Annotated in this window: 18 protein-coding genes, 1 tRNA gene, 3 pseudogenes and 1 other annotated feature; of the genes and pseudogenes, 10 read left to right on the top strand and 12 right to left on the bottom strand. The window is 61.8% G+C overall.

The window, feature by feature from the left end; translation table 11 throughout:
• Positions 1-40: 40 nt before the first annotated feature.
• From MRB47_RS02390 to MRB47_RS19920, 7 genes and pseudogenes are all read left to right on the top strand, one after another.
• Positions 41-1,033, top strand: a complete 993-nt coding sequence (locus tag MRB47_RS02390) for a DNA-directed RNA polymerase subunit alpha (RefSeq protein WP_011803867.1) — start codon at positions 41-43, stop codon at positions 1,031-1,033.
• 89 nt (positions 1,034-1,122) lie between these two features.
• A complete protein-coding gene (gene rplQ / locus MRB47_RS02395; RefSeq protein ID WP_011803868.1) occupies positions 1,123-1,512 on the top strand; it encodes a 50S ribosomal protein L17 in 390 nt (129 codons plus the stop codon).
• Between the two features lie 24 nt (positions 1,513-1,536).
• Positions 1,537-1,613: transfer RNA gene (locus tag MRB47_RS02400), tRNA-Met, on the top strand.
• A gap of 546 nt (positions 1,614-2,159) precedes the next feature.
• A protein-coding gene (locus MRB47_RS02405) for an IS3 family transposase (protein WP_411275686.1) occupies positions 2,160-3,391 on the top strand; the annotation gives its coding sequence in 2 pieces (ribosomal slippage) (positions 2,160-2,451 and positions 2,451-3,391; 1,233 coding nt in all).
• Positions 2,438-2,554: a sequence feature (AL1L pseudoknot), on the top strand. (Overlaps the previous gene by 117 nt.)
• Before the next feature lie 122 nt (positions 3,392-3,513).
• Positions 3,514-3,954, top strand: coding sequence for a hypothetical protein (locus MRB47_RS02410; protein ID WP_252101799.1), 441 nt, complete (start codon positions 3,514-3,516; stop codon positions 3,952-3,954).
• On the top strand, positions 3,951-4,454 hold the full coding sequence (locus MRB47_RS02415; RefSeq protein WP_066691679.1) for a c-type cytochrome: 504 nt from the start codon (positions 3,951-3,953) through the stop codon (positions 4,452-4,454). Before MRB47_RS02410 ends, MRB47_RS02415 begins: the two co-directional genes overlap by 4 nt.
• A gap of 180 nt (positions 4,455-4,634) precedes the next feature.
• Positions 4,635-4,901, top strand: a pseudogene (locus MRB47_RS19920) (heavy metal-binding domain-containing protein); the annotation flags it as partial.
• An 88-nt stretch (positions 4,902-4,989) separates the two neighbouring features.
• Here the strand turns inward: MRB47_RS19920 and istB (MRB47_RS02430) are convergent.
• From istB (MRB47_RS02430) to MRB47_RS02450, 5 genes and pseudogenes are all read right to left on the bottom strand, one after another.
• Positions 4,990-5,559: pseudogene (istB, locus tag MRB47_RS02430) on the bottom strand (IS21-like element helper ATPase IstB); the annotation flags it as partial.
• Between the two features lie 155 nt (positions 5,560-5,714).
• Positions 5,715-6,452 carry an IS21-like element helper ATPase IstB gene (istB, locus tag MRB47_RS02435; protein ID WP_011805003.1) on the bottom strand — a complete coding sequence of 246 codons (738 nt, stop codon included), beginning with the start codon at positions 6,450-6,452 and terminating at the stop codon, positions 5,715-5,717.
• A gap of 36 nt (positions 6,453-6,488) precedes the next feature.
• The gene (istA, locus tag MRB47_RS02440) at positions 6,489-8,033 is read right to left on the bottom strand and encodes an IS21 family transposase (protein WP_252100662.1); all 1,545 of its coding nucleotides are present in this window, start codon (positions 8,031-8,033) and stop codon (positions 6,489-6,491) included.
• Between the two features lie 121 nt (positions 8,034-8,154).
• Positions 8,155-8,466: an ATP-binding protein gene (locus MRB47_RS02445; protein ID WP_411275723.1), complete on the bottom strand. Its 312-nt coding sequence runs from the start codon at positions 8,464-8,466 to the stop codon at positions 8,155-8,157.
• The gene (locus MRB47_RS02450) at positions 8,459-8,620 is read right to left on the bottom strand and encodes a hypothetical protein (RefSeq protein WP_376748849.1); all 162 of its coding nucleotides are present in this window, start codon (positions 8,618-8,620) and stop codon (positions 8,459-8,461) included. Before MRB47_RS02450 ends, MRB47_RS02445 begins: the two co-directional genes overlap by 8 nt.
• 54 nt (positions 8,621-8,674) lie before the next feature.
• Here MRB47_RS02450 and MRB47_RS02455 point away from each other — a divergent pair, with 54 nt between their 5' ends.
• Positions 8,675-9,793 carry a 3'-5' exonuclease gene (locus tag MRB47_RS02455; protein WP_252101801.1) on the top strand — a complete coding sequence of 373 codons (1,119 nt, stop codon included), beginning with the start codon at positions 8,675-8,677 and terminating at the stop codon, positions 9,791-9,793.
• A 319-nt stretch (positions 9,794-10,112) separates the two neighbouring features.
• Here the strand turns inward: MRB47_RS02455 and MRB47_RS02460 are convergent, their stop codons facing one another.
• Both MRB47_RS02460 and MRB47_RS02465 read right to left on the bottom strand, forming a co-directional pair.
• A complete protein-coding gene (locus MRB47_RS02460; protein WP_020228515.1) occupies positions 10,113-11,411 on the bottom strand; it encodes a Y-family DNA polymerase in 1,299 nt (432 codons plus the stop codon).
• A 20-nt stretch (positions 11,412-11,431) separates the two neighbouring features.
• Positions 11,432-11,878: a LexA family protein gene (locus MRB47_RS02465; protein WP_049696900.1), complete on the bottom strand. Its 447-nt coding sequence runs from the start codon at positions 11,876-11,878 to the stop codon at positions 11,432-11,434.
• A 36-nt stretch (positions 11,879-11,914) separates the two neighbouring features.
• Here MRB47_RS02465 and MRB47_RS02470 point away from each other — a divergent pair, with 36 nt between their 5' ends.
• Positions 11,915-12,238, top strand: coding sequence for an SOS response-associated peptidase family protein (locus tag MRB47_RS02470; protein ID WP_252101802.1), 324 nt, complete (start codon positions 11,915-11,917; stop codon positions 12,236-12,238).
• A gap of 643 nt (positions 12,239-12,881) precedes the next feature.
• Here MRB47_RS02470 and MRB47_RS02475 read toward each other — a convergent pair.
• The 4 genes from MRB47_RS02475 to MRB47_RS02490 form a co-directional block, all read right to left on the bottom strand.
• Positions 12,882-13,235, bottom strand: coding sequence for a 50S ribosome-binding protein YggL (locus MRB47_RS02475; protein ID WP_024001387.1), 354 nt, complete (start codon positions 13,233-13,235; stop codon positions 12,882-12,884).
• A 114-nt stretch (positions 13,236-13,349) separates the two neighbouring features.
• Complete coding sequence (locus MRB47_RS02480; RefSeq protein WP_252101803.1) at positions 13,350-13,739, bottom strand: hypothetical protein; 390 nt, start codon at positions 13,737-13,739, stop codon at positions 13,350-13,352.
• A gap of 459 nt (positions 13,740-14,198) precedes the next feature.
• Positions 14,199-14,780, bottom strand: coding sequence for an HAD domain-containing protein (locus MRB47_RS02485; protein ID WP_252101804.1), 582 nt, complete (start codon positions 14,778-14,780; stop codon positions 14,199-14,201).
• 109 nt (positions 14,781-14,889) lie between these two features.
• A complete protein-coding gene (locus MRB47_RS02490; protein ID WP_024001382.1) occupies positions 14,890-16,083 on the bottom strand; it encodes a hypothetical protein in 1,194 nt (397 codons plus the stop codon).
• A 336-nt stretch (positions 16,084-16,419) separates the two neighbouring features.
• Between MRB47_RS02490 and MRB47_RS19925 the strand changes: the two are divergent.
• Positions 16,420-16,668 (top strand): annotated as a pseudogene (locus MRB47_RS19925) (IS66 family transposase); the annotation flags it as partial.
• Between the two features lie 11 nt (positions 16,669-16,679).
• Here the strand turns inward: MRB47_RS19925 and MRB47_RS02500 are convergent.
• Positions 16,680-20,198 (bottom strand): fibronectin type III domain-containing protein, encoded by a 3,519-nt coding sequence (locus MRB47_RS02500; protein WP_252101805.1) that lies wholly within the window; start codon positions 20,196-20,198, stop codon positions 16,680-16,682.
• Between the last annotated feature and the right edge of the window lie 276 nt (positions 20,199-20,474).

Consider the following 20,474-nt stretch of genomic DNA (forward strand, 5'->3'; position numbering starts at 1 on the left):
TACCGGTGTAACGAGCTGGGGGTATTGAGAGGAAGTCTGCATGCAAACCAATTTGCTGAAACCCAAGGCAATCAATGTCGAGCAACTTGGCCCCAACCGTGCCAAGGTGGCGTTGGAGCCTTTTGAGCGCGGTTACGGGCACACGCTGGGCAATGCCATTCGCCGTGTACTGCTCTCTTCCATGGTGGGTTACGCAGCAACGGAGGTGACGATTGCCGGTGTCTTGCACGAATACTCGTCCATTGACGGCGTTCAGGAGGATGTGGTCAACATCCTGCTGAACCTCAAGGGGGTGGTGTTCAAGCTGCACAACCGTGACGAAGTCACGCTGAGCCTGCGCAAGGATGGCGAAGGCGTCGTCACGGCGCGCGACATCCAGACGCCGCACGACGTTGAAATCGTGAACCCCGAGCACGTCATTGCCACGCTGTCTGCGGGCGGCAAGCTGGACATGCAGATCAAGGTGGAGAAGGGCCGCGGCTACGTGCCCGGCAACCTGCGCCGCTACGCGGACGAGGCGACGAAGTCCATTGGCCGTATCGTGCTGGATGCCTCCTTCTCGCCGGTGAAACGCGTGAGCTACACCGTTGAGAGCGCGCGTGTGGAACAGCGCACGGACCTGGACAAGCTCGTCGTTGAGATCGAAACCAACGGCGCAATTACTGCCGAGGACGCGGTCCGCGCTTCCGCCAAGATTCTGGTGGAACAACTGGCAGTGTTCGCGCAGCTGGAAGGCGGTGAGTTGGCAGCTTTCGATGCGCCGGCAAGCTCTCGTGGCGCTGCAACCTTCGATCCGATCCTGCTGCGTCCTGTGGACGAACTGGAACTCACCGTTCGCTCCGCCAACTGCCTCAAGGCGGAGAACATCTATTACATCGGTGATCTGATTCAGCGAACCGAGAATGAACTGCTGAAGACGCCGAACCTGGGTCGCAAGTCGCTCAACGAGATCAAGGAAGTGCTCGCTTCGCGCGGCCTGACCCTCGGTATGAAGCTCGAGAACTGGCCTCCGGCAGGGCTCGACAAGCGTTAAGTTATAATTTTGGGCTCTTTGAAAAGAGCCAGTGCCTCGGGCAGTACCTGACACGGCTGCCCGATTTAATTACATCAAAGGAAAGCACCATGCGCCACGGACACGGTCTCCGTAAACTCAATCGCACCAGCTCGCACCGCCTCGCGATGCTGCAGAACATGATGAACTCGCTCATCGAGCATGAGGCCATCAAGACCACCTTGCCCAAGGCCAAGGAACTGCGCCGCGTGATCGAGCCCATGATCACCCTGGCCAAGGAAGATTCCGTTGCGAATCGCCGCCTGGCTTTCAATCGCCTGCGTGATCGTGACAGCGTGACGAAGCTGTTCAACGACCTGGGTCCGCGTTTCAAGACGCGCCCCGGCGGCTACACCCGTATTCTGAAGATGGGTTTCCGGGTGGGCGACAACGCGCCTATGGCGTACGTCGAACTGGTGGATCGTGCTGAGACGCCTGAAGTTTCTTCCACGGAAGCTTAAATATAGGTTATAATTTCTGTCTACCGCGCGATGGAGCAGTCTGGTAGCTCGTTGGGCTCATAACCCAAAGGTCGGAGGTTCAAATCCTTCTCGCGCAACCAACAAAATAGCGGTTCTCGCTAACAGTAAACGCCCACTTTTCAGTGGGCGTTTTTGTTTGTGCCCAAGTTGTGCCCACTCTGTGCCCGCGTTGTGCCCACGCGGATTCAGCCAATCTCTATTGCGACCATTGGGTAGATTTGGCACATTTTACTTTAGTGACTGACTCTTCAAGGCTGGTCTCGAACATTCACACTTGTGGTGCAGCCGGCGGCTGGGCGATTCAAAGCCACTCCTGGTTGCAGTTCTCACGCTGGAGCATCTTGGAGTAGCGCTCGCCACTTCTTGGTTGAACCGGGTACTGCAATCAGCATGGCCCTCACCACAGTGCTCGCCTTCAGCCAAAACCCCTAGGCTTCTAGCAGCGCCTTGACCGTGGCCAGGATCTGGTCGGCAATTTTGTAGAGTCCCGACTAAGGGACGCCCGGTATGGCGTTCGATTCAGCGGAAAGATCCATGCGGATCAGGTCAACCAATTCAGCGGGTAGGGACGCCAATTGAATCGCCCCGGGTTTTGAGGAGGCTCAACACTCTGAGAGGATTGAGCCATGAGCAAGTCGAACAAGTTCTCACCCGAGGTGCGTGAGCGGGCGGTGAGGATGGTGCAGGAACACCGGGGGGAGTACCCGTCGCTGTGGGCGGCCATCGAGTCCATCGCGCCGAAGATTGGATGCGTGCCGCAGACGCTGTACGAATGGGTCAAACGCGTCGAGGTCGACACTGGCGTGCGTGAAGGCATCACGACCAGTGAGGCCCAGCGGATGAAGGAGCTGGAGCGCGAGGTCAAGGAGCTGCGCCGGGCCAACGAGATATTGAAGCTGGCCAGCGCGTTTTTCGCCCAGGCGGAGCTCGACCGCCGGCTCAAGTCCTGAAGGATTTCATCGACAAGCATCGCGATGCCTTCGGGGTCGAGCCGCTCTGCAAGGTCTTGCAGGTCGCCCCGTCGGCATATCGAAGGCATGCGGCGCTGCTGCGTGAGCCTCACAAACGCTGCATCCGGGCTCAGCGCGATGATGTGCTGGTCCCGGAGATTCAGCGCGTCTGGCAGGCCAACATGCAGGTCTACGGTGCCGACAAGGTGTGGCGGCAACTGACTCGCGAAGGCGTGACCGTGGCCCGCTGCACGGTCGAGCGATTGATGCGCCGCCTGGGCCTGCGCGGCGTGATGCGCGGCAAGGTCGTGCGCACCACGATTGGCGATGCCAGGGCGCCATGTCCGCTGGACCGAGTGAATCGGCAGTTCCATGCCGAGCGGCCGAACCAGTTGTGGGTCAGCGATTTCACGTACGTCTCGACCTGGCAGGGCTGGCTGTACGTGGCCTTCGTCATCGATGTGTTTGCCAGGCGCATCGTCGGCTGGCGAGTGAGCAGTTCGATGCGAACGGACTTCGTACTCGACGCGCTGGAGCAGGCTCTATATGCCCGGCAGCCGGAGCGCGATGGAAGCCTTGTTTGTCATTCGGACAGAGGGTCGCAGTACGTCAGCATTCGCTACACCGAACGACTGGCAGAAGCCGGCATCGAGCCGTCTGTGGGCAGCAAGGGCGACAGCTATGACAACGCCCTAGCCGAGACCATCAACGGCCTCTACAAGGCCGAGCTGATTCACCGCCGAGCGCCATGGAAAACCAAGGAGGCCGTGGAGTTCGCAACGCTCGAATGGGTGTCGTGGTTCAACCATCATCGCCTGCTCGAACCCATCGGGTATATCCCGCCTGCAGAGGCTGAGGCAAACTACTACCGGCAACTCGCCAGTCAGAACACCGAGGTGGTGGCCTGACTTAAACCAAACAGCCTCCGCGAATCCCGGGGCGATTCAGTTCATGTCCCGACGTCGATCAGAGAGTACGAGGTGGAAATTGCAGGAGCGATCCATGCGCACTTTCAAGCGCAATATGCGCAGTGCAGGCGCCGGTATCGACGAAGGATGCGACAGGGCACTTCCTGTTAACGGGACTCGCCGTTCTGGGTACGACGCTGCTTGTACGGGCCTTATTGGGTAATCCTGGCAACAGCCAGGTGCTTACGGCCATCAGGGAAGGGCTGTTGATTGTTGGCTGGGTGGCGATGTGGCGCCCGATCGAAGTACTCTTGTTTGAACGTGTGGAAAATCACCAAAACATGGCGCTTTTTGATCGTCTTTCCCACATCGAAGTGGGGTTCGCCCTAGAGAAGACCGAGTTTGACCATGATGCAAAAAGTGGGCAGATAGGGGATCTGCGGGCACTCAGCGATTCGCCTGCGCGGAGCCCGAATGCGCGCGACGAATCTTTTTTTACGATAGCGCGTGCGCCATTCTATCGGTCGATGACCGCAGGCGTGGCGTCGGAGAATTTGAAATGAAATTGAGACCACTTGTCCTTGGCGTGGGAGGGGGATTGGTCTTGCTCGTGGTGGCTGGAATCCTCTATTTCTTCTTGAGTGCCGGTGGCAGGCGGGAGGCAGCGTTGACGCATACCTTGCGTCCTGATGATCCTCAGGTCTTGCAAGTAGGCGCTCGCATATACGCTCAGAACTGTGTCGCCTGCCACGGCACCAAGGGCGAAGGCCAGCCCAACTGGCGTGATCGCGGATCGGATGGCTTGCTTCCTGCGCCGCCGCACGATCCCAGCGGCCACACCTGGCACCATCCTGATGCGCAACTTTTTGCCATCACCAAGCATGGCCTTGCCAAGCTCATCGACCAGCCTGACTATCGCACCGCCATGCCGGTCTACGACGGCGTGTTGAGCGATGACGAGATCGTGGCCGTGCTGTCCTGGATCAAAGCGCAATGGCCGCTGGAGGTACAGCAGCGCCATGACGAGATCAACGCCCAATACCGCAAGTCCCTGCCTCGCTAGCTGTCGGGACGACGGCAGAAGCAGACTGAATCGCTTCAACATGATGAAAGACTTGACCTTGACATCATGGGAAGGCAAAAAATAGAACAAGCGTCTTGAAAGGCATTGACATGAACCATCACCCATCACCCATCACCCACATCACCAGCCCTCGGGGGCCAGTCGGCTGCCCTTGACGACATCTCACCGAAGGCGGACGACTTGAAGGATCCTGTATGCGGTATGAGCGTGACCTCCCAATCGCCTCATCAGGCCATGCATGACGATCATCACTACCGCTTTTGCAGCACGCACTGCCGCGACAAGTTCATTGCAGACCCTGTGCGCTATAGGGTGAGCGAGGCACCGGTCGGTACATAAAATGCCGGCGCGCTCTATGTGTGCCCCATGCTCCCTGAAGTGCGCCAGGATCACCCGGGGCGCTGCCCCAAGTGCCAAATGAACCTGGTGTTGGAAGACCAGGTGTTGATTCATCAGCACAACTGAGCCAGTGATCACGTCGAATACTGAGCCACTGGGTTGATGGATGTTCTGGCTACACGGTTGTGGATAAGTCTATCGGGTCTGCTGTTTTTCGATCTCCTTTCTGAGCTTTGCTGCGTTGCTTTGGTGGTGCCGCGCCAGCGGCACTGGAATGCTTGAATCGCCAGCTCTCGTTGCCCGTCTCCACGATATGGCAATGGTGCGTGAGGCGGTCGAGCAATGCGGTGGTCATCTTGGCGTCGCCGAAGACGCTGCTCCATTCCGAGAAGGTCAGGTTTGTTGTGATCACCACGCTCGTTCTCTCGTAGAGTTTGGACAGCAGGTGGAACAGCATCGCGCCGCCCGACTGCGTGAACGGCAGGTAGCCCAGTTCATCCAGGATCACCAGATCGACGTACATCAACCGGTGTGCCAACTGCCCGGACTTGTTCTGCGCCTTCTCCAGTTCCAGGGCGTTGACCAGCTCCACCGTGGAGAAGAAGCGCACCCGCTTGCCATGCAGGCGGATGGCCTCGATCCCCAGGCTGGTGGCCAGGTGGGTCTTGCCTGTGCCGGGGCCACCCACCAGCACCACGTTATGGGCCGAGTCCACGAAGCCAAGGGTGTGCAGTTGGCGCACCAAGGTGCGCATTCCACTGATGGCGGACAGTGATTCCATTCCCATCGCGGACAGCGTTCCAGGCGATGGCGGACACGTTGCGCGGGTGTCCTGAGTGACGCTCAAATCGTAGCCGAAGTGTCCGCCATCAGCGTGGAATGGCGGTCGGCGCGGCCGGCTCAGACGGCCTTGGTGAGCTTGCGCATCGACTCGCCCTTGAGGGCTATCTTGTGCGAGCCGTGCACGATGCGGTCCAGGATGGCGTCGGCCAGCGTGGGCTCGTCCAGCCAGGCGTGCCAGGCCGTCACCGGCAACTGGCTGGTGATGAGCGTCGAGCGCGTGCCCACCCGGTCGTCCAGCAATTCCAGCAGGTCGTTTCGCTCGTGCGCGGCAATCGGCGCGATGCCGAAGTCGTCCAGGATGAGCAGGTCCAGCCGCGCCAGTTGCGCCAGCCGTTTGCCCAGGCTGCCATCGCCGTGGGCCACGTGCAGCTCCTGCAGCAGCCGTGGCGCGCGGGTGTAGAGCACCGAGAAGCCCAGGCGCGCGGCCTGCTGCCCCAGTGCGCAGGCGAGCCACGTCTTGCCGCACCCGGTGGCGCCGGTGAGCAGCACGTTGTGGCCATGGCGCAGCCAGTCCCCGCCGGCCAGGCTGGTGATGACCTCTCGGCTCAGGCCCCGGCTGGCGCGCCAGTCGATGTCCTCCAGGCAGGCACTGGAGACCTTCAGGCGGGCCGCCTTCAACAGGCGCTCCAGGCGCTTGCTGTCACGCCAGTCCACCTCGCGCTGCACCAGCAGCGCCAGGCGTTGTTCAAAGGGCAGCTCGCTGGCCGTGATGTGGGTGGCCGCGTCGCTGAGGGCGGCCACCATGCCGTCCAGGCGCAGGGCGCGCAGTTGGTTCAAGGTCTGTTCGTTGAGCATGGTTCTTCCTTGTTAGGTTTGCTTGCACGTTGGAGTTCAGTGGTAGTAGCCCGGCCCGCGCACGTTCTCGTGCAGCGGCAGGCTCGCCTGTGCGGCCATCGGCGCATCCAGCGGCCGCTGGTCCAGGCCGCAGCCCAGGATGGAGGCGATGCTCTTGTAGGACGGTGAGCGAATCGACTGCGCCCGCGCACAGGCGGCCTCCAGCCGGTCAGCCCCGTACTCACGGCCCAGGCGCATGAGGCCCAGACAGGAGCGGTAACCCTGCTCGGGATGCTGGCGGTGCTCCATCTGCCAGCGCACCACGGCGGCGGTGGCCGCGCCCACGCGCTCACCCCAGGCGATGAGCTTGGCCGGCGTCCACTGCAGGTGCGCCCGGTGCGAGGCCGGCATGTGCTCGGGCGTGGTGGTGTGTGCACCCCGTCGGGGATTGAGGGCGTGGGCGGCCACGCGTTTGCTGCCGTGCAGGACTTCGAGCGTGCCGGCCGTGATGCGCAACTCCACCGGCTCACCCACCAGGGCGTGGGGCACCGAGTAGTAGTGGCCATCGAGCTCAACGTGGTAATCGATGTTGACGCGGGCGGGTTTGAAGCGCGCGATGGGCATGCGCACCGGCGGCAGGGGGCGCAGGGCTGGCCGGTCGAGTTCGGCGAAGGCGCTAGTGCGGTTGCCCGGCAGCTTCTTGAACGCGCGCTGGTTCAAGTCCACCAGCAAGGCGGCAATCGCCCGGTTGAGCTCGGCCAGGCTGAAGAAGGTCTGGTGGCGCAGCCTGGCCAGAATCCAGCGCTCGACCACCTGCACAGCGACCTCCACCTTGGGTTTGTCGCGTGGCTTGGCCGGGCGCGCGGGCATCACGGCCAGGCTGTAGTGCGCACAGAGCTCTTCGAGCAGGCGGTGCGCGGTGGGCTCGTAACGGTCGGGTCGGGCCATGAGGGCGCGCGGCTGGTCAGGCACCAGCAGGCGGGGCACGCCGCCGATGAACTCCAGCGCGCTAATGATGCTGGCCACCCAGTCGGTGGTCTTCTGGCTGGCGGTGGCGCAGGCGTAGGTGTAGTTCGATGCGCCCAGCACGGCCACGAAGACCTGGGCCTGGCGTATCTCGCCAGTGTCGGCATCCACCACGGGAACGGTCTGGCCGGCGTAGTCCACAAAGAGCTTGTCACCGCCCGTGTGGGTCTGGCGCATGGAGCGCTGCAGGCGCCGGGCCCAGGCCTTGTACTTCTCGCAGAAGGCGCTGTACTTGTACGCCTGCCCGCTGTGCTGTTGCTGGTATTCCTCCCAAAGCAACTGCAGCGTCACGCCAGGTCGGCGCAGTTCGCGGTGGATGTGGGCGTGGTCGGGTTCAAGGTGCCGGGACTCGCGCGCCACGGGTGGCTTGTAGAGCCGGGCCTGGAGTTCGTCGTCGTTCAGGCTCTGGGCCAGTGCCCAGTCCACGCCGGCCACGCGCGCGTAGCTGGCTATCTCGCTGACAGTGGATTTGGAGATGCCGAGGGCGGCACCGATTTGACGGGTGCTCAAGGCCCCGCGGTGCAGCAGTTGCAGTGTGTGTCGTAGTTTGCTCATGGTGACCCTGGGTGTGGGCATCGCTGGTTCCGGTCAAAAAACCGGGCAGCGTATGCCGCGTTCGGGTCACTCAGAACACCCCGCAGGTGTCCGCCATCAGTTTGGAATGCTGTCCGCCTTCAGCGTGGAACACTGTCCGCCATCACGCTGGAACACTGTCCGCCATCAGCATGGAATCGTGTCCGCCATCGCGTGGAATACGCACCAAGGCCTCATCAATGGGCGTGTGGGCGAAGTCGAAGCCGGCGAGATCGCGATGCGACGGGAACCGCGCCACGCGCATCTGGTAAGCCATGGAGCGCACCTCGCGCTGCGCGGTCTCGGCCTTGATGAGCTGGTGCAGCACGGCCTCGTGATCCAGCGACTTCATGCGTGCAGTGCCCAGCACCTCCGGCCAGGCACTGGCCATGCCGTACAAGCCCAGCGCCTTGAAGGCATCCATGAGGTCATGCATGGTCGGACTCCGGTGAGGCCTCGTGAGGCTGGGCGTTGCGCAGTGCGTCGTAGCGGTGCAGGTTGGCCAGTGGCGGCGTGTTGAGCGTGAGCATCGTTGCCACCGGTGGCTCGGGAACGCGCCGCTCCTGCAAGCGCGAGAGCACGTTGAGCACGTGTTCGGCACTCAGCTACCGGCGGCTGCGCAAGGCATCGACGCAGTCCGGCTCATGACGATCCACGGTGCGAAGGGGCTCGAGTTCCGGGCGGTTCACGTGCCTGGCTTGAACCAGGACACGCTCCCCGGCAACAGGCAGGCTGCGCCTGCGTGCCCTCCACCCAACAAGATGATCGAGGGGGCAAGCGGCACCTACGAAGAGTTTCGTGAAACCAGTCGCCTCGAAGAGAAAGAGTGCCTGCTCTACGTTGCGCTTTCACGTGCGAAGGACCGCCTGGTCCTGTATGCCGCAGCGGCGAACAAGAGCGGGAACGCACGCAAGGAATCGGAGTACCTGGGCCGCTTGGGTGAAGGGCTTGTTCGGCGTCCGATCACGCCAGAGCGGCAACTTCCTGACGCGCCTGAAGACGCCACTGTACCGCTTCAAGTCGAGGGACCGCTGCGGTTCGATGTGCACCAGGTCGAATTGTTCATACGCTGCCCGCGGCGATTCTTCTACACGCACATCCTGCAGACCGGCGGGAAGCGCGCCGTCACGGCCTTCATGCAGATGCATGAATGTGTCCGGAAGTTGTTCAAGAAGGTCGTGAAGGGCGAACTCACCTCCACCGGTACCCATCTGCGAGAGGACGTCTGCCAGGCCCTGACGGAAGAAGGCCTCGGTGAACATGGGTACTTCGAGCACTACACGCAGTTCGCCGTCGCCATGATCGAGTACTTCGCGTCGACGCGCAGGGGCTATGAGGCGCGAGAGCCGCAGGCATTGCACGTCAGCTATGCTGGGGAAGAGATTGTGGTGACGCCGGACGACGTGCTTGTTGCAGCGGACGGCAGGATCACGCTGCGCCGGGTCTCGACCGGCCACAGCCGCGGTGAAGACGCCAAGTCCATCAGCGCGGCCGCATTTCTGGCAGCTGCCGGTGAGGCTTTCCCGGGCGCGACGGTCGAACTGGTCTACTTGGCTGACAGGAGTTCGACTGCGCTCGCTCTCAAGTCCAAGGAAATGGACACGCGGCGAAGGAACATGGAGTCACACCTGCGAACCATTCGAGCAGGTGCATTCCAAGCCAAGCCTTCAGCTTTCAGCTGCCCCAATTGCCCGGCGCTGTTCATTTGTGGACCCGTGCCTTCGGGGTCGTTGACGTTCAGACGCGATGCTAAGCAGGTATAGCGAAAGCGAGGTGTACACGCTGGGTCACCTCGACAGCAGCTCCGCTGCGTTCGCACCTCCGAATTTCGTTCGCTCAAGGATCGGCTCTGCCGACAAAATCTCGGACGCAAAGCGCACCGCTCTGCGTGTTGGGCCGCTGCGTCACAAAAGAGTCACCTGCGGACGACGGGAGTTTTTTGGCCCCTCGCTGGCATTTTTCCATCTATGGGGCGCGGTGGCTCAATGACCGCAATTGCGCCAAGCCCGTGAACTCGGCGCTCACACGCGAGCGACTGCAATCGCTGCAGAGCCGACCTCGAGCATGGGAGCTCCCCCACTCTTAGGCCCTTGCCACCGGAACATCCTCCCACCGCGTCGTGTACTGCGGCGTGCGCCTCTCCTGCTTCATCCCCCAGTCCTTGCCCCTGTTGGTGCCGCCCGTGGCACCTGAATGCACAGTGCCCTTGCCGTAGCGCTGGTTGAGCGCATCCAAAGCCACCATCAGCTGGGTGCGATCCCGGCGGTCTTCATCCTCCAGATCCAGCTCACCCTGCAGCACGTTGCCCGGCACTAGGTCCAGCAGCATCACCCCGGCCTTGGCCATCTTGTAGCCAGGCTCGTACATCCGGCGCATGCCCGCTGTGGCCGCCCACACCAGCTTGCCGGTGTCGGCCGTAGGCCGGCGCAGGGGCACCACCACCGACTTGTTGAAGCGCGGGCCGGGGCGGAACGGCGAGGTGTGGCAGAACACCAGCAACTGGCTGGCCAGACTGCCTTGCTTGCGTAGCTTCTCGGCCGCGCGGCTGGCGAACTCGCTCACGGCCTCCACCAGCGGCGGCAGCTCGGTCACCGCCTGACCGAATGACCGGGTGCAGGCGATCTCTCTCTTGGGCTCTGGTGCGTCATCCAGCTCAATACACTGCATCCCCTGCAGCTCCCGCACGGTGCGCTCCAGCACCACGCTCCAGCGCCTGCGCACCATGGCTGGGTCCAGCCGGGCCAGGTCCAGGACCGTATGCACTCCGCACTGATGCAGCTGCGCGCCGATCTTGCGGCCCACGCCCCAGACTTCCTCTACCAGCGTGCTGGCCAACACATCGTCCAGGTCCTGGGCCGGCAAGGTGGTCAGGTTGCACACCTGGGCCAGCTCGGCCGGGTAGCTCCCCGGTTTGCGCTCGGCCGTCTTGGCGATGTGGTTGGCCAGCTTTGCCAGTGTCTTCGTATGACCGATCCCGATGCCACAGGGGATGCCCACCCACTGGTGGATGCGCGCACGGATGGCGTGGCTGCGTGTGATCAGATCGCCCCGCAGCCCCTGCAGGCTGATGAACGACTCATCGATGCTGTAGATCTCCTGCGAGGGGCCCAGGCCCGCCGCCAGGCTCATCATCCGGTTGCTCATGTCACCGTACAGGGTGAAGTTGGCGCTCAAGGCCACCAGGCCGTGGGTCTCTTCCATGTGCCGGATCTGGAACCACGGCGCCCCCATCTTGATGCCCAGGGCCTTGGCCTCATTGCTGCGGGCAATCGCGCAGCCATCGTTGTTGCTCAACACCACCACCGGGCGGCCGTTCAGGCTGGGGCGGAACACCCGCTCGCAGCTCACGTAAAAGTTGTTGCCATCCACCAGCGCATACATGCTGGCCTCCGTCCATCAGATCAGGTGAGAAACAGCTTCACGCACCCACTCACCACGCCCCAGACCTCAATGGTCAGGCTGTCGCGGGGGATGATGTCGGGATAGGTGGGATTGGCCGCGCGCAGCTTGATCCGGCCGGCACGCTGGTGCAGATACTTCACGGTGCATTCGCCGTCCACAATGGCCACGACGATGCTGTTGTGCTTGGGCTTGATCGCCCGGTCCACCGCGATGATGCTGCCGTCCTCAATGCCAGCGTCCCTCATCGAGTCGCCCCGCACGCGCCAGAAGTAGGTGGCCTGGGGGTGCTTCACCAGCAGCTTCATGATGTCCAGTCGCTCCACCACGAAGTCGTCAGCTGGCGATGGAAACCCCGCGCACACGCTCACCCCACACAGGGGCAAGGCCAGCGACTGCGCCGCTGTGTCGTACGGCACCGGTAGCGGGGAGTTCCAAAAACTGTACATATTTACAGTATAGCTCCCTGCTGCCAGAATGTTGCCATGTGTACCTACTACGAGGTCCCGGGCCGTGAGCAGCTGGTGCTGCACTTCGATGACGTGCCCGAGGAAGAGTGGCGCGACAAGATGAGCCCGCTGTACCGGGGGCCGTTCCTGCGGGCCAAGGGCGAAGCCGGGCGCGAGCTGGTGGTGGGCCAGTGGGGCATGATCCCGCCGCACTCCAAGACACACATCCCTACAGGCAAGGATGGCAAACGCCTGAGCACCGTCAACGCCCGGCGCGAAGGCATGGCTAAGTCATGGACCTACGGCGGCCCCTGGCGCAAGGGGCAGCGCTGCATCATCCCGGCGCAGTTGTACGTCTAACCCTACTGGGGCACTGGCAAGCACATACCCTGGCAGTTCGAGCGCGCCGACGGCCAGGGTTTGGCGAAATTCGAAGACGTTCACGGCAGTTCCATGCAAAATTGGCTCGATAGCGCAACCAAATGTTGCATTTATCGTAGCTTGGAACTATCCCACAAAAATTCGCGTGCGCAGTCACCGTGAACTCATGGTGCCCTCGTCAGAAAAACGCCGGTGTTTGGGCTCTACAAGGGCTACGAAGCCTCAATAGAGATCAGCCCCCCTGTGCTTCCAGCCCTTGCGCACGTGGGGCAGGAGCATCGTTTGCACGCAACATAGCCGTGGACACCATGCTCAAAGCCCCTCAGACACCGCGTTATGCGCAGCGGCGTACCCACCGCACCTACCCCGCAATACAAGGCCGAGTGGTGGCTGTCACCATAACCCACTGCATGGTAAAGCGGCTGATGCTCAGCATGGGGCTGCCCTCTTTGCGAGCCCAGCGTCGTGAGCAGTTGCTGCCGAGGGTGCCGGAACGTGGTGCACGCGAACGTCGTGTTGACCCGGATGTATTCGCCATGAGATTTTTGAATATCCCATGTCTCGTTTCTGGGGCCGGTCGTTCATGGGGGCCCCCTGAAGTTCGTGGTCGAAGAGCGGGCACTCAAGGTGCCTCGTCGTACCAGGCGTCCCGCAGTGGGCCGACCTTGATCTCGGCGAGATCCGGCCATCGCCCGAGCCAGCTCTCGAAGGCGGCGCGATCAGCGTCCGTGACGCTCCCGCGACGCGCGGCCACGAAGCCGCAATTGACCCCTCCGCCTAGACTCAGCGCTCGGGGCGCGACGAGGTTCTCGAGTAACTGATCGATGAACTGATCCTGCACATCGATCGACGGTGCCACGCGCCAAGTCAGCTCGTAGTCGAATCCCAGCACTTGGAACTCGCCGATGTGCAGCTTCTTGCGAAGGCGCCGGGAGCGAGATCGTTTAGGTGGTGGCAGCACGAGTAGGTCAGTCACGGGTATTTCATGTGGGGGGTGGGATAGGCCGTACGTTGTGGCGGGATGTCGCACGACAGGTATAGCCCGGGCTCAATCATCCGAAAGGAAATCGGACACTTCTCCTTGGCGATTTCAGACGGTATCGGGTTGGTCGGATTGCAGGGTGCCATCACCCACTGTCCACTGCAGCTCATCCACCGCCCTGCGCATGATCCACACACACTGCGCATCGGTGCACCATCGCTTGGCCAGCAAGCCTTTCAACGTAGCCTTGACAGTCGCGTCTTGATTACCTTCGTAGGTCGCCAGCTTTCTCTGGCAGTACGGGACCATCTGCGACACCAGGTCGTCACACATCTGGAAGGCCGCCAGAACCTCGCCCGGCGACGTGCCCGGTGCATAGAACCTGCCACCTTCCTCGACCAGGTTCATCTTGGGCTGGGCGCCAGAAACAGCTGACACGGTTGCTATCACAGGGAAGTCTTCTGGCACCCCTGGATAGTTGGTTCGGTCCATCGTCATATCGGCTCCATATTGACTGTTGCACCCTCTAAGATCCCAATGCCCACGTCGAGCTGCTGCAGGGCATACTCTCTTCAGGGGACTGTTGGCCCTTTGGGGCGGCGCCAGCCGATTGGTTTGTGCCCCCTGGCCAATGGCGCAAAGCCGTTGCGCCGCACTCGCCCCGAGAACAGCCGCCCCTTCCACACGGGCCCCGGCGTCTTGCTGACGACGACCCCTTTTGGCTTGCCTCGGGCGGCGACACTCTTGATGAGGGAGAAGTACACCCGGGTTCCGACCTTCCAGTCCATCTCCTTCGGCAAAGCGAATCGGTAGTGGCGATCTATGACGGTCGTTCCACTGGGTCCACAACGGCGTTTGACAGCTTTTTGATTCAGAGGCATATCTGTCCTTGTGCGATTTTTCCGAATGGTTCGTCAGCACGATGGAGCGGAAAGCATGGGTAGTCTCATGTGGAGATTACCCAGGGGTGGTTGGGGTTGAATGGCTGCGCAGCAGCTGTTCTTTGAGCTCCCGCTGGATACTGGGATCGGACAGACCCTTCGTGCCGTCGCAGGCGATCAGGTGGTGCTGATACGCCGCTGGCCAGCCTTCGAGGTCGTCATCGAGCGCGATCCAGTGGCGCGGCTTTCTGCGCTGGGCATCCTGCTGGATTTGTACCCCCCGGGGTGTCCCACGAAACATGGCTTGATTCCAGGGATCTACGCCATGCACCCGCTTGTGGTACGTCCCGCCTATGAAGCGCGAGCGCAAGGATGTCGGTAGGCGTTTGAGTGTGGCGCTGTACCCGGGGCGGATACACCAAGTGCTGCTGAGCACCAGGGCCACCGCCGGGTAGGGTTCCAGGGCCTGTTCCAGGATGGGAAGCCATTCGAACAAGGTGCGCCCTGCGGCTTCGTAAGGGCTCATGTAGATGCCCTTGCGGGGATGCCAGAGCACTTTCTCGTGGTGGACCACGCCATCGAGGTCCAGGTAGAGGATCACGTCGGCACTGCGGGGCGTAGATGCCGGAACGTAGATTGGGTGGTGCTCGGAGGGCATGACTGGTTCGCCGAATGAAAAAGTGCCAGCGCTTACGAGAATGTGCCGGACTGAGCCTGCAAGAGCAGGCCGCGCGGCAAGTCCAGGTCGACGCCCAGCCTCACTTTCACTAGCGGCGACGGAACGGCTCTCCTGGTGATGAGTTGTGACGCTCATCGGCGATCTCAAATAGGCACTGCATATAAGGCTGCACTTCCGCCCAGAGCGCTCTGTCATCATAGAGTTGGGACAGCATCCGCGTGGCTTCTACGGCATCGGGCCATTTCTCAGCAACGCTCACGTGGGTCATCGCTTCGCGGCTATCTTGGTCGTCATGCAGGTGACCGTCCTGAGCTCCGTAGGTGTGAAATTCCACGATGCGCCGGGGCCGAGGCCACGCGGCGTCTTGGCAAGTACCGCCGGGTGGCGAGGCCTCGCGGGTAGCATGGGCTGCCGCGAAGGAGTCTTGGACGGTATGCAAGACCGAGCCAAAAGCAACATGGTGCAGGTAAGGCAGCAGCTTGTCCTGTCGTCCAAGGATGTAGAGATCTGAGACACGCCACTGTGTGCAGCCAAAGTGCTCCTGGAGCGTTGGGTTGTCCAGATCGCGCAGGAAGGTATCGGGTTTAATTTCTCTCGACGCAACCTTCCATGCGAACTCCAACCAATCCAATACCTTGGCACGGGTGGCACCGGGATGTACGCCCTCCTCGCTGGCCATGGCATGCAAAAACTGCAGATCACCAAAATGCGAGCGGGTCATCAAGTTACCGCGCTGGGTGCCAGCAACTTTTCTGCAGCCCACGATGGGCTTGGTCTGGGCTTTCTTTTCTGCATCCTTGAAGAGACAGTACCAGCACAGGGGTTGTGTCGAGAAGCGGATGGTTTCTGACACCTTGCAGGACTTGCCGAGATAGGTGCAATTGCCTTCCTCAGGGGCCAGCTTGAAGGGCGGCAAGTCGTTCCATCGGACCCCGTAGATAACATAGGGTGTTGCGAATGGAAGATCACGAGCGCTACAGACAGGGTCTTGAGCGAGGCCAGCCGGCTCCACCGGGCAACCCATGGCAATCTGGGTGATCTCCTCGTGCACACGCCCTTTGATCAGGACTCCCAAACGACCTGCGACCGTAGCTAGCGAGTCTTCAGTCTCGTTGGTGAGTTTGGATTCAAATGCTGAGCCCATGGGGGCGATTTGAAAAGCGGCGGCTGCACTGCAGAGGGTCAAGATACCTGCGCCCAAAGCCAATGCGCGAACGCCATTGAATGCCAGCTGCAGTGAAGACTGGCGATGGCGAATTTTGGTGTGGTCTGTGCCTTGCATGTCTCTCCTCCCGAACCATAACTTTAGGCAGATCTAGGATTTGGGCAAGAAATATAGGAACAGGAGGAAAGCACCCCACGTGCAACACTGTTGTGGGCAATGTGCGGAGCATGGCACTCATGTCGGGTCTCGGCTTTAGGCTGATCTCAGCCATTCACATGTCAGCTCGTAGATGACCGCGCCCGCATGAACCGGTCATTGTCAATCCCGGCCCTTGGCCTACTGCTTAGCTCTCGGACCCTGCCTTTCGACTACGACGCAAGCGGCGTGATGACGCGTCCTACCAATTCCGTAGGCTGAGTCGATTCACGGCAGGAAGTCTTCTTGACCGGCAACCTGTGGGCCTACGCTCCAGGGGCGTTCGAGAACATGAAAGCCGTGGTCTACGACTTCTGTGAGTCGCGTGCCGGCGAGCACGCCCGGGCATTCCTGGGGGAATGGAGAGGCAGCCTGACCTGTGACGACTTCAGCGGCTACAAGGCGTTGATCGCCAGCGGGGTGACGGAGGTAGCGGTCGCTCAGCGACAGCTGCTGAATGACGGCCATCGCTGCAGAGGGTGCGTTGGTCATGGTGCTAACGCATTCAAAGTTGGGCACTACTTCTTCACCAAGGCCCGCTGCCTGCGCCAGCCCAGAAAACCCAGAACGGCCGACAACAGCCCCAGTGCCCACGGCGCATCCACGGGGATGGCCACAGCGCCAGCGCCCGCAGGGCCCGCTGCCAACGCAAAGGGGTCACTGATGCGCCCCGGTGTTGCATCCGAGTCCCCCACACCGTTGTCGGTGATGGTGTAGGTCACCGTCAGGCGGTCTGCGCTGAGCGTGGCGCCACCGAGCTGAAACCAGGTGGATGCCGCGGCTACCCCCCCAACGACGGGAGTGGCAGGGCCGTACTTCCAGAACTGGATACCTGCAGGCAGCGGCTGGGGATAGGTGATCGCCATCGTCACCGCTCCGGTACAGCCCGTGGACTGGAACGCGTACTCTCCATAAGGCATCGTCGCTCCTGCCGGGGCAGGGTTGGACAAGCCGGCAAAACCGCTGGTGGCCTCCAGCGTGCACGTGGCGCCACCACCAGAAAGCGTTGCCGTTGCAGGACCTGACATGCCTGGTGGCGTCCCCGCCACGGTGAGCAGGCGCGGCACTACCGCGTTGGATGCGGCCGATGGCGCGCCAGTACCGGCGGAATTGCTCGCTGTCACCGTGAACGTATATGTCGTGCCGTTGGTGAGGCCCGTAAAGGTAATCGGCGAGGCGGCGCCCGTTGCCGTCGCACCCCCGGGGCTGGCGGTAACGGTGTATCCGGTGATTGCGCTTCCCCCTGTGAAGACCGGCGGGGTAAATGCCAATGTGGCCTGTGCATCCCCGGCGCTCGCCGTGCCGATGGTCGGCGCGCCCGGCACCACGGCGTTCACGGTGAAGCTGCGGCTCACCTGGGTCGCGGCCAAATAGTTGCCATTCCCGGGTTGGTCTGCGTTGATCGTGCAGGTGCCCACTGTCAAGAAGGTCAGCGCCCCTCCAGTCGTGATGCTGCACACCCCAGAGGTGGAAGATGTGAACACCGGCGTCAAACCAGGTGCATCGGTCGTGGCCGTCAGCGTCGGAGTTGTGCCGAAGTTCTGCGCGCCGGGGTTGGCGAAGGTGATGGTCTGCGCCGCTTTGGGCGTGATGGAGTTGGACGCGACCGATGCCGGCCCTGTACCTGCCACGTTGTCTGCCGTCACCGTGAAGGTGTATGACATCCCGTTGGTCAGCCCCGACACGACAATCGGGGAACTCGCTCCCATCACGGGAAGTACATCCGCCGGGTTGGCCGTCACGGTATAGCTGGTAATCGCTGAGCCCCCGATATTCGATGGGGCCACAAACGCAATGCTCGCCTGGGTATCACCTGCCGTTGCGACCGGGCTGGTAGGAGCGCCAGGTACCACGGCATTGACCGTGAAACTCCGGCTGATCTGCGGCGCAGGCAGAAAGGAGGAATCGCCCGCCTGGTCCGCATTGATGGTGCAAGTGCCTGCCGTCACAAAAGTCAGTGCGCCGCCGGTGGTAATGGTGCAAACACCAGGGGTTGAGCTGGTGAAGGACACCGTGTATCCGCCCCCAGCCGACGAGGATGCCGTAAGCGTGGGTGCAGTCCCAAAGTTCTGCGCCCCGGGATTGGCGAAGGTGATGGTCTGGGGTGAAGCTGGTGTGACCGAGTTGGAGGCCGCCGATGCGGGGCCTGTACCCGCACTGTTGGTCGCAGTGACGGTGAATGTGTACGCAACCCCGTTCGCCAGCCCGGTCACCGTGATCGGCGAGCCGGAACCGGTGCCGGTAGCCCCCAACGGGTTCGAGGTCACGGTGTAGCCGCCAGCGAGGATGGGAGCGCCGCCCGTGGTTGCCGGTGCAGTAAAAGTTACCGAGGCCTGGGTATCACCCGCAGTGGCGGTGCCGATGGTGGGCGCACCGGGCACGACTGCGTTCACGGTGAAGGTTTGGGCCACTGTGGGTGCCGCATTCCAGGCGACGTTGCCGCTCTGGTCGGCATCAATCGTGCAGCTGCCTGCAGTCACAAAGGTGAGCGCGCCGCCGCTGGTGATCGTGCACACCCCGGTGGTGGACGATGAAAACGTGGGGGTCAGCGTGGATGTAGCGGTGGCCGACAGCGTGGGGGTAGTTCCAAAATTTTGCGCGCCGGGGTTGGCGAAGGTAATGACCTGGGAACCCTTGGGCGTGACTGCGTTGGACGCCGCAGAAGCCGTACTGGTACCGACCCCATTGGTGGCGGTCACTGTGAACGTGTAGGCCGTGCCGTTGCTCAGCCCTGTCACTGTCACGGTGCAGGCCGCAGGCCCGGCGCAAGAGCCAGAAGCTCCGCCTGCGTTGGCCGTAGCGGTATAGCTGGTAATGGCTGAGCCACCGTCGGTCGCTGGCGCGGTGAAGGTCACGCTTGCTTGACCGTCGCCCGCGGTGGCTGTGCCGATGGTGGGGGCACTGGGCGCAGTAGGGATGAATACTGTGTGCGTTGCACCGCTGGAATACGCCGCAGGGCTGATGTTGCCCGCTACATCTTGTATGTTGGTACCGGCGTTGAGGTTGAGCCGGAGGGTGCCGTTGCCGGAAATCCCGGACACGGTCACGTCCACCGACGAGCCGGACGCCGCTGAAACACTCGCAATATTGCCCGCAGCAGTGCCGGTAGAGACCAGCGTGAAATCGTCCGTGGAAATGTTGCCCACCAGCTCGTTGAAGTTGACCGTAAAGGCCATGCTGGTGGCGCTGGCGGCCGGGCTTCCGCTCACCGTGATACTGCTCATGGCGGGCATGATGTTGTCGACCGTAGCGTTGGTGGTGTCGGCCACCGTAGTACTGCCCCCGGCACTGGTCGCGGTAACGCTGACGTTGCGACTGATGTCGCTGATAGCGCCAGCGACGATGGTGTAGGTTGCAGTCCAGGTTCCGCTGCTGTTGGTGGCAGCCACCGCAGCGCCGCCACCAAACTGGCTGAAATTGACCGTGACGCCGGTGACACCACTGTTGTTGTCCCCGCCCGCCGTGTTGTTCCAAGTGGCGGTGACTGTGTCGCCGATCTTGTAGGCACCGCCAACGCCACTGGCACCGCTGATGGCGATTCGAGCATCGGTTACGGCGGGGGGAGTAGCAGCTTGGCAGGTCACCGTGGCGGTGGCCGTTGCGTTACTGTACCCCGACCAAAGGTAAACCACGTAATTTGCGTCGTTGGCAGGTACCGTGTGGGTGCCGATCAAATTTAGTTCGTTGCCTATGTGGGCATACTGCTCCAGGATGACGTCAGCTGGAGGAGCGACACCACCATTCTTGTAGAGGGCGAAGCCAGCGCCGTTGTATGGATCGTTGCTGGCGTTCGTGCTGCCGGAGGTCGTCACTTGATAGGTGATCTGTTCTCCGGCCGTCACAGCGTGGCCGTCGTGATAAACCTCGTTGGTTGCCGATAAGGTGATTCCGCCACTCCAGTAGGCCTGGATGGCTGCGCAACCGGAGGAAATAGCCCAGCTGGGATGCACTACGCCGAACCCTAGCAATGTGAACAAGAGGAGTGCACGCCACTGACGTGAGAAGACTGCAAAGCGGCTGGGCTTGAGGATCTGCATTGGCGCTGTTCAATAAATATAGCTATAGGCGCCTAGTGGATGAGCACCAGACAACAAAGAAGGGACTGAAGCCCATTGTTCTATCCTACTGGTATCGCAATCAATTTGATACGATTGAATTGCACCAGTAACGCCCAGGGACGAACCTCTTTTGAACAACCGCCATGGGCTCAGGCCTGTGGCGGTTTTGTTTTGGGGGACGAAGACGAAGAGCTTTAGGCTGATAGCTGAAGTTCACCGCCGTCCGCTTTGCGGCGTTCCCGTACTTGTCAGCAA

The organism is Diaphorobacter sp. LI3, assembly GCF_022807955.1.
Lineage (GTDB): Bacteria > Pseudomonadota > Gammaproteobacteria > Burkholderiales > Burkholderiaceae_C > Diaphorobacter > Diaphorobacter nitroreducens.

Coding starts and splice junctions, on each gene's coding strand:
- MRB47_RS02390 (WP_011803867.1), top strand. CDS start 41: ATGCAAACCAATTTGCTGAAACCCAAGGCAATCAATGTCGAGCAACTT.
- rplQ (WP_011803868.1), top strand. CDS start 1,123: ATGCGCCACGGACACGGTCTCCGTAAACTCAATCGCACCAGCTCGCAC.
- MRB47_RS02415 (WP_066691679.1), top strand. CDS start 3,951: ATGAAATTGAGACCACTTGTCCTTGGCGTGGGAGGGGGATTGGTCTTG.
- istB (WP_011805003.1), bottom strand. CDS start 6,452: ATGCTCAACGAACAGACCTTGAACCAACTGCGCGCCCTGCGCCTGGAC.
- istA (WP_252100662.1), bottom strand. CDS start 8,033: ATGCCCACACCCAGGGTCACCATGAGCAAACTACGACACACACTGCAA.
- MRB47_RS02445 (WP_411275723.1), bottom strand. CDS start 8,466: ATGCATGACCTCATGGATGCCTTCAAGGCGCTGGGCTTGTACGGCATG.
- MRB47_RS02455 (WP_252101801.1), top strand. CDS start 8,675: ATGACGATCCACGGTGCGAAGGGGCTCGAGTTCCGGGCGGTTCACGTG.
- MRB47_RS02460 (WP_020228515.1), bottom strand. CDS start 11,411: ATGTATGCGCTGGTGGATGGCAACAACTTTTACGTGAGCTGCGAGCGG.
- MRB47_RS02465 (WP_049696900.1), bottom strand. CDS start 11,878: ATGTACAGTTTTTGGAACTCCCCGCTACCGGTGCCGTACGACACAGCG.
- MRB47_RS02470 (WP_252101802.1), top strand. CDS start 11,915: ATGTGTACCTACTACGAGGTCCCGGGCCGTGAGCAGCTGGTGCTGCAC.
- MRB47_RS02480 (WP_252101803.1), bottom strand. CDS start 13,739: ATGACGATGGACCGAACCAACTATCCAGGGGTGCCAGAAGACTTCCCT.
- MRB47_RS02485 (WP_252101804.1), bottom strand. CDS start 14,780: ATGCCCTCCGAGCACCACCCAATCTACGTTCCGGCATCTACGCCCCGC.
- MRB47_RS02490 (WP_024001382.1), bottom strand. CDS start 16,083: ATGCAAGGCACAGACCACACCAAAATTCGCCATCGCCAGTCTTCACTG.
- MRB47_RS02500 (WP_252101805.1), bottom strand. CDS start 20,198: ATGCAGATCCTCAAGCCCAGCCGCTTTGCAGTCTTCTCACGTCAGTGG.